The sequence below is a fragment of the Pseudomonas karstica genome, from assembly GCF_009707515.1.
GTDB lineage: Bacteria > Pseudomonadota > Gammaproteobacteria > Pseudomonadales > Pseudomonadaceae > Aquipseudomonas > Aquipseudomonas karstica.
In genome coordinates this window covers 1-6,545 of sequence record NZ_WLYI01000067.1, presented here as the reverse complement: position 1 = coordinate 6,545, position 6,545 = coordinate 1, and the positions used below count along the sequence as shown (strand labels likewise).

The following is a 6,545-nucleotide window of genomic DNA, read 5'->3' as shown; positions in this document are numbered from 1 at the left end:
CCACTGGCGGCGTGCACATCGGCGGGACCGACTTCGACAAACAGTTAAGCCTGCAGGGCATGATGCCGCTGTTCGGCTACGGCAGCCGCATGAAAAGCGGTGCCTATATGCCTACCAGTCATCACATGAACCTGGCGACCTGGCACACCATCAACTCGGTGTACTCGCAAAAAACCCAACTGGCCCTGGGCAGCATGCGCTACGACATCGAAGATACCGGCGGCATCGACCGGCTGTTCAAACTGATCGAACAGCGCGCCGGGCACTGGTTGGCGATGGAGGTTGAAGAAACCAAGATCCAGCTGACCCACGATGAGAGCCGCCATGTGCTGCTGGATCGGGTCGAACCCGGCCTGAGTGTGGAGTTGAGCCGGGCGCTGTTCGAGTCGTCCATCGACAACCTGCTGGAGCGGATACGCAACAGCGTGACCCAATTGCTCAACGATGCCTCGGTGGATGTAGCCCAAGTGGACACGGTGTTCTTTACCGGTGGCTCCAGCGGCATCCCGGCGCTGCGCCAGAGCGTATCGGCGATGTTGCCGAATGCGCGGCACGTGGAAGGGAACATCTTCGGCAGCATCGGCAGCGGGTTGGCAATTGATGCGAGCAAGCGTTATGGGTATTGATCAGTAACGAGCTACAAGCTTCAAGCGGTAAGTAAGAGCAGTTCAGCGCTCGGCTTTTACTTGCAGCTTGCAGCTAGAAAGCTTGCGGCTGCCTCTACACCATCCCCCCCAGCTTCAACTCACTCTTCAAGTACGCATAGTAAATCGGCCCAGCCACCACCCCCGGCAGGCCGAACGCGGCTTCGAACACCAGCATCGCCAGGAGCAACTCCCAGGACTTGGCACTGATCTGCCCGCCGACGATGCGGGCGTTGAGAAAGTATTCCACCTTGTGGATAACAATCAGGTAGCCCAGCGCGGCCACTGCCACCCAGATAGAGATCGACAGCGCGACGATAGTGATCAGGGTGTTGGATATCAAGTTGCCAATCACCGGCAGCAGACCCAGCAGGAAGGTCAGCATAATCAGGGTTTTGGTCAGCGGCAGGTGAATCCCGCACAGCGGCAGGACCACTGCCAGGAACACCGCAGTAAACGCTGTATTGAGCGCAGCGATCTTGATTTGTGCGAAGACGATATTGCGAAATGCCTGGGCCAGCAAATGCAGGCGATCAAACAGCACCGCCGCCAAGGGCTTGCGTTTAGTCAAGTCCGGCACCCGCTGCAAGGCGATGATTGCCCCCAGTACCATGCCAATCAGCAAGGTCACGAACATGTGCGCCGCGTCTTTGCCGACCAGTTGCAAATCGCTCAGGTGCTTGTTCAACCATTCGCCAATGGCCACGCGAAATTCGGCGGCGCTGGCGGGCAGGTAGGCGTCGAGGAACGGCGGCAACTGGCCGCGGGCCCGATCCACCACGGTCATGAATTTGTCCAGGGAGGCCCCGGGGTTTTCCACTTCGTGGAGCAGGAAACTGATGGCGCCGGCAAAGATCAGGGCCAGGAAGCTGACGATCAAGGTCCCCAGCAGGGCCACCGCCAGCCAGCGTGCACGTCGGCCTTCGATCAGCCGCTGCAGCTGCGGGGTGAGCATATTGACCAGTTCATAGACCAACAGGCCGGCCAGGAGACTGGGCAGCAAGCGCAATGGCAATACCAGTAACAACCCACCGAAGATGATGACGTAACTGACCAGCAACAACACATGACGCTGAGAAAACGTTGGCATACAGCCTCAAAACAAACAGCGTTGAAGGGTGTGGATAGGAGCTAGCTTGCTCGCGATGAGCGCGTCAACCATAGCGCGTTTACTCTGGATAAACGCGGTGCACGTGCGTTCTTCGTGAGCAGGCTCGCTCCTACAACAGAGGGCTGTGTGCGAGTGTCGCAGCCTTCTATGGCACCCGGCTATTTTTTCTTCAGGCAGGTGCTCATAAAGGTTTTACGCGCATCGCCCGCCAGTGCCTGGGTTTTCGCCGTGGCGTTGCAGTCTTTCATCTTCTGCTGCTGTGGCGTCAGAGCCTTGGCATCGTTGGCAGCCGGGGTAGCCTTGAGGCAGGTACTCATGAAGGCTTTGCGCTCATCGCCTTTCAAGGTCTTGGTGGAAGCTTCAGCGTTACACGTGGTCATCTTGTTTTGCTGGGCTGTGGCCGCAAAGCCCTGGGAACAAAGCAGCAGGCCCATCATCAACAACGGAATACGCAGCATCTTCATGGAGTTTTCTCCCTGTTACCGTACCGAGGGGCACGGCCTCCCTCGCAGTGTAGACAAAGCGTGTTACACCTTCACCTGCTACGTATATTTGCCCGACGATATTGCTCCGGCGTACAGCCTGCCTGGCGCTGGAACATGGCAATAAACGCCGAGGCCGTGCTGTAACCCAAATCAAAAGCCACTTCCTGGACACTGCGCGCACTGTCCAAAGCCTCGATAGACGCCAGGAAACGCAGGCGTTGGCGCCATTCACCAAAGCTCATGCCCAGTTCCCGGACAAATTGCCGGGCCAGGGTGCGCTCACTGACATGCACCTGTTGCGACCACTGGGCCAAGGCCCGGTTATTTCCCGGATCCACCTGCATGCCTTCCAGCACACTGAGCAGGCGGGGAGTGCTGGCGTAAGGCAGGAATCCATCATGCACTGGCGCCTGCTTGAGTTGATCCACCAGGACCTGGGCCAGACGCACATCCGCTTCACTTTCGGGGATATTCACATCCCGTTCGGCAAAATCACTGAGGATCGCCTTGAGGATGTCACTGATGGTCAGGGTGCATGGTTGCTGCGGCAGTTGCTTGCACAACTGCGGCGCCAGATACACCGAGCGATAGACAATGGCCTGGGCATTGTAGGAGCTGTGCTGGGTATTCGGCGGAATCCACAGCGCGTATTGCGGCGGTGACATGAAACGACTGCCCGCGACTTCGAAACGCATCACGCCACGGGCCGAATAGTCCAGAGACCCCCACGCGTGCTGGTGAGCACTGGCATGGGTGTCGGCCTCGAACTCCGAATAGCGGAAGTACACCGGGGCAGGCAGCGTGGCGAAATCGGGAAGGTTGATGTATTTCTTGGGCATGTTGTCTGGATACAAAGGTCGGATGTCTGGATTGAAGTATAAGCCTCGATCCAGACAAAGGATAATCAGCGCTTATCAACGCTTGCGGTTACTCCCCATGCAATACGCTTATCCATTGCTGGCCATTTTTATCTGGGCCGGCAATACCGTGATCAACAAACTGGCAGTGGGAGCGATCTTCCCCGCCGAGATCGGCTTTTACCGTTGGCTGCTGGCGGGAATTCTGTTCACACCCTTCATGCTCAAGCCGGTGATCGCCCACTGGCCGCTGATTCGCCCGAACCTGGGCAAAATCTTGATCCTCGGTGTGCTCGGCATGGCGGTCTATCAGAGCCTGGCGTACTACGCCGCCACACTGACCTCAGCCACCAACATGGGCATCATCTTGTCGCTGATGCCCCTGATGACCTTGACCGCCGCGATCATCAGCCTCGGCCAGCGCCTGACCTTTGGTGCCCTGAGCGGCGCGGTGCTGTCGTTTGCCGGGGTGCTGGTGGTGGTGTCGTCCGGCAGCCTCGGCGCACTGCTGCAACATGGCCTGAACCTGGGGGATGCGATGATGCTGATTGCCACCCTGGCCTATGCGGTCTACAGCACCCTGCTGAAAAAATGGCAGTTGCGCCTGCCACCGTTGGTGTTGCTGTACTTGCAGGTGCTGGTGGCGGTGGTGGTGTTGTTTCCGTTGTTTCTCGCCTCAGAAAAAGTTGGGTTGGATGGGGCCAATATTCCACTGGTGATGTACGCCTGCCTGCTGGCCTCGATGCTGGCACCGTTGGCGTGGATGCATTCGGTCAAGCACTTGGGGCCGAGCCGCACCACGCTGTTTTTCAATCTGCTGCCGCTGATCACGGCGTTGATTGCGGCGCTGGTGTTGAAGGAGCAGTTGGCGCTGTATCACCTGGTCGGTGGCGTACTGACGCTGGGCGGGGTGATTTTGTCGGAGCGCTGGACGACGCCCATCAGCCGTACGTAGCAAGCGACGTAGCGTCCTTGAAAGAAGCCTAAAACGTCCATCCTGGTCCCGCTACCGCAAACCGACATGACGGCCCCATGCCCCAGCCATGTCAGAAACTGCGGGCCAGGTCGCGCAGTTGACGCTCGGCCTCGTCACTGGAGCGGCGAAAGGCTTCGGCGACAGACTCTTCACCTTCGGCGGCAATGACGCTGATGTCATCGATCCCCATAAACCCCAAGACCGTCCGCAGGTGAGGATCAGCGTGGTTCATCGCCTCGTTCTCGCCCCCAGGGCCAAACCCGCTGCCGCCACGGCTGGTGATGATCAACGCCTTCTTGCCCACCAGCAAACGCTGGTATTGGGCGATGCCCTGGCTGTCCTGGGCGACATCGAAGGTCAGGCCCATGCGCACGATCTGATCGATCCAGGCCTTGAGGCCACTGGGGATGCCGAAGTTGTACATCGGCACGGAAATCACCAGCAATTCATGTTCGATCAACTCCCTCACCAGCTCATCGCTCAACTGCAAATCGGCCTGCATGGCCAAGGGCCGAGCCTGGGGTTCGGGGTAAAAATTGGCCGCGACAAAAGCTTCGCCAACATGGGGAATAGCGGCCCGGCCAACTTCGCGCCGGGTCAACCGAGCGTCGGGGTTAGCGGTTTGCCAAACGTCAATGAAGACCTCAGCCAAGCGCCGGGAGTGGGAACGCTCACCACGCGGGCTGGCATGGATCGCAAGTATTTTTTTCATCTATGGGTTCCTTCACACGCTAGACTCTGACGGCCTGACTGGTCGCCTTTCTTGCAGTCAAAGCTAGAGACGATCGAGCGCACCGACAAATGAGCAATAGTTAATCTGGATGAATTAAATTCATCCGTGGAGCTCCAGATGTTCGCATCCTTACCCCTGACTGCCCTGCGCGCCTTTGAATCGGCGTCGCGCCTGTTGAGCTTCAAGGCTGCCGCCCACGAGCTATCTGTGTCGCCAACAGCGATATCCCATCAGATTCGCACCCTGGAAACCTGGCTGGGGATTGCGCTATTTGAGCGTCTGCCACGCCGGGTGCGCCTCACTGAAAGTGGCGAGCGACTATTCCAGAGCTTGCACGGCGCGTTGCTGGAGGTGGCACAAAGCGTCGATACCCTGCGACCGCAACAAAGCGTCGGCAGCCTCACTCTCTCCACCACACCTGCATTCGCCGCCTTATGGCTGGTGCCACGACTGGGGCGTTTCTATGCTGCCCATCCTGGAATTAACCTGCGCCTGGACACCCACTGCGAGGTGGTGGACTTGCAGCAGGACGCCAGCATCGATCTGGTGATTCGCTACAGCCTCGACAACTATCTCAACCTGTACGGCCTGTGCCTGTTCGATGAATGTTTTGCGGTCTATGGCTCCCCCGAGCAGGTGGCCTTGGCCAGTGAGCGAGCCCCTACCTTGATCAGCGTCCGCTGGCACAACTCCAAGCTCTACGCCCTGGGTTGGCAGGCCTGGTGCGAGAAGGCTGGCGAAAACTGGCTGCAACATGCCTCACCGATGCGCGAATACGATGAAGAACACTATGCCTTGCAAGCGGCAATTGCCGGCCAGGGCCTGGTGCTGGCCAGCAACATCCTGGTTTCGGAGAGCGTGAGCAGCGGTTTGCTGGTGCCTTATCGACCGAAGATCACCGTCGACGGTGCCGGCTACAGCGCCCTGTGCGTACCGGGCCGCGAACGGCATCCGCCGGTCAGAGCATTTTTCCGGTGGCTGCAGGAAGAAGCACAGCTGTCGGGTCACGTGCTGTAAATCCGATAAAACTTTTTGCGCCACCCAGGACTCACAACTTGTGCCTGACCTCACAAACACTGCGTATTTGTGAGATCGGCACATATGGAGCGATCACGCCGGCAGAGCGTGACGTAAACCGGATTAGCCCTGAGGAGAATGAGATGACTGAAGCACATTTGTCTGACGTTGCAACCCTACGCGAGCGTGCCCGCAAGAATGTCGAAAACGGTGCCGTAACCGAAGGCTACAACGCCGATCGCCAGGAAATCCTGCGCCTGCTCAATGAGTCCCTGGCCACCGAACTGGTCTGCGTGTTGCGCTACAAACGTCACTATTTCATGGCCAATGGCGTTAAGGCCCACGTCGCCGCCGAAGAGTTCCTGGAGCACGCCAACCAGGAATCGGAACATGCCGACAAGCTGGCCGAACGTATCGTGCAACTGGGCGGCGAGCCGGAGTTCGATCCGGACCTGCTGTCCAGGAACTCCCACGCTCAATACGTCGCGGGCACCACCTTGAAAGAAATGGTCTACGAAGACCTGGTGGCCGAGCGCATTGCGGTGGACAGCTACCGCGAGATAATCCAGTACATCGGCGACAAAGACCCAACCACTCGCCGGATCTTCGAAGAGATCCTGGCCCAGGAAGAAGAACACGCCGATGACATGGCGGATATTCTGCAGGACCTCTAAACACGCTTGCCGCTGCCGAGGCACGAGGCTGCGATAAGGGCCGCAGGA

Annotated in this window: 8 protein-coding genes; 4 read left to right on the top strand and 4 right to left on the bottom strand. The window is 58.5% G+C overall.

Annotated elements, in window-relative coordinates; all coding sequences use genetic code 11:
• Positions 1-626: Hsp70 family protein (locus GIR22_RS25665; protein ID WP_154746078.1), on the top strand; the 626-nt coding region annotated here is incomplete at its 5' end.
• A 94-nt stretch (positions 627-720) separates the two neighbouring features.
• On the opposite strand, the gene GIR22_RS25660 is transcribed toward GIR22_RS25665, so the two are convergent.
• The 3 genes from GIR22_RS25660 to GIR22_RS25650 form a co-directional block, all read right to left on the bottom strand.
• Positions 721-1,734, bottom strand: a complete 1,014-nt coding sequence (locus GIR22_RS25660; protein WP_154746077.1) for an AI-2E family transporter — start codon at positions 1,732-1,734, stop codon at positions 721-723.
• A 179-nt stretch (positions 1,735-1,913) separates the two neighbouring features.
• Positions 1,914-2,219, bottom strand: a complete 306-nt coding sequence (locus tag GIR22_RS25655; RefSeq protein ID WP_154746076.1) for a PsiF family protein — start codon at positions 2,217-2,219, stop codon at positions 1,914-1,916.
• Between the two features lie 71 nt (positions 2,220-2,290).
• Positions 2,291-3,079, bottom strand: a complete 789-nt coding sequence (locus GIR22_RS25650; RefSeq protein WP_154746075.1) for an AraC family transcriptional regulator — start codon at positions 3,077-3,079, stop codon at positions 2,291-2,293.
• Positions 3,080-3,176: 97 nt separating this feature from the next.
• Between GIR22_RS25650 and GIR22_RS25645 the strand changes: the two genes are divergently transcribed.
• Positions 3,177-4,052, top strand: a complete 876-nt coding sequence (locus GIR22_RS25645) for a DMT family transporter (RefSeq protein ID WP_154746074.1) — start codon at positions 3,177-3,179, stop codon at positions 4,050-4,052.
• 91 nt (positions 4,053-4,143) lie between these two features.
• On the opposite strand, the gene GIR22_RS25640 is transcribed toward GIR22_RS25645, so the two are convergent.
• A complete protein-coding gene (locus GIR22_RS25640; RefSeq protein ID WP_154746073.1) occupies positions 4,144-4,785 on the bottom strand; it encodes an FMN-dependent NADH-azoreductase in 642 nt (213 codons plus the stop codon).
• A gap of 126 nt (positions 4,786-4,911) precedes the next feature.
• On the opposite strand from GIR22_RS25640, the gene GIR22_RS25635 reads away from it, so the two are divergent.
• Entirely contained in the window at positions 4,912-5,823 is a 912-nt protein-coding gene (locus GIR22_RS25635; RefSeq protein WP_178122468.1) for a LysR substrate-binding domain-containing protein, read from the top strand.
• A 143-nt stretch (positions 5,824-5,966) separates the two neighbouring features.
• Entirely contained in the window at positions 5,967-6,497 is a 531-nt protein-coding gene (locus GIR22_RS25630; protein ID WP_154746071.1) for a ferritin-like domain-containing protein, read from the top strand.
• Positions 6,498-6,545: the final 48 nt, after the last annotated feature.

Excerpts from the sequence above, each read along its gene's own strand:
- GIR22_RS25660 (WP_154746077.1), bottom strand. The coding sequence starts at position 1,734 with ATGCCAACGTTTTCTCAGCGTCATGTGTTGTTGCTGGTCAGTTACGTC.
- GIR22_RS25655 (WP_154746076.1), bottom strand. The coding sequence starts at position 2,219 with ATGAAGATGCTGCGTATTCCGTTGTTGATGATGGGCCTGCTGCTTTGT.
- GIR22_RS25650 (WP_154746075.1), bottom strand. The coding sequence starts at position 3,079 with ATGCCCAAGAAATACATCAACCTTCCCGATTTCGCCACGCTGCCTGCC.
- GIR22_RS25645 (WP_154746074.1), top strand. The coding sequence starts at position 3,177 with ATGCAATACGCTTATCCATTGCTGGCCATTTTTATCTGGGCCGGCAAT.
- GIR22_RS25640 (WP_154746073.1), bottom strand. The coding sequence starts at position 4,785 with ATGAAAAAAATACTTGCGATCCATGCCAGCCCGCGTGGTGAGCGTTCC.
- GIR22_RS25630 (WP_154746071.1), top strand. The coding sequence starts at position 5,967 with ATGACTGAAGCACATTTGTCTGACGTTGCAACCCTACGCGAGCGTGCC.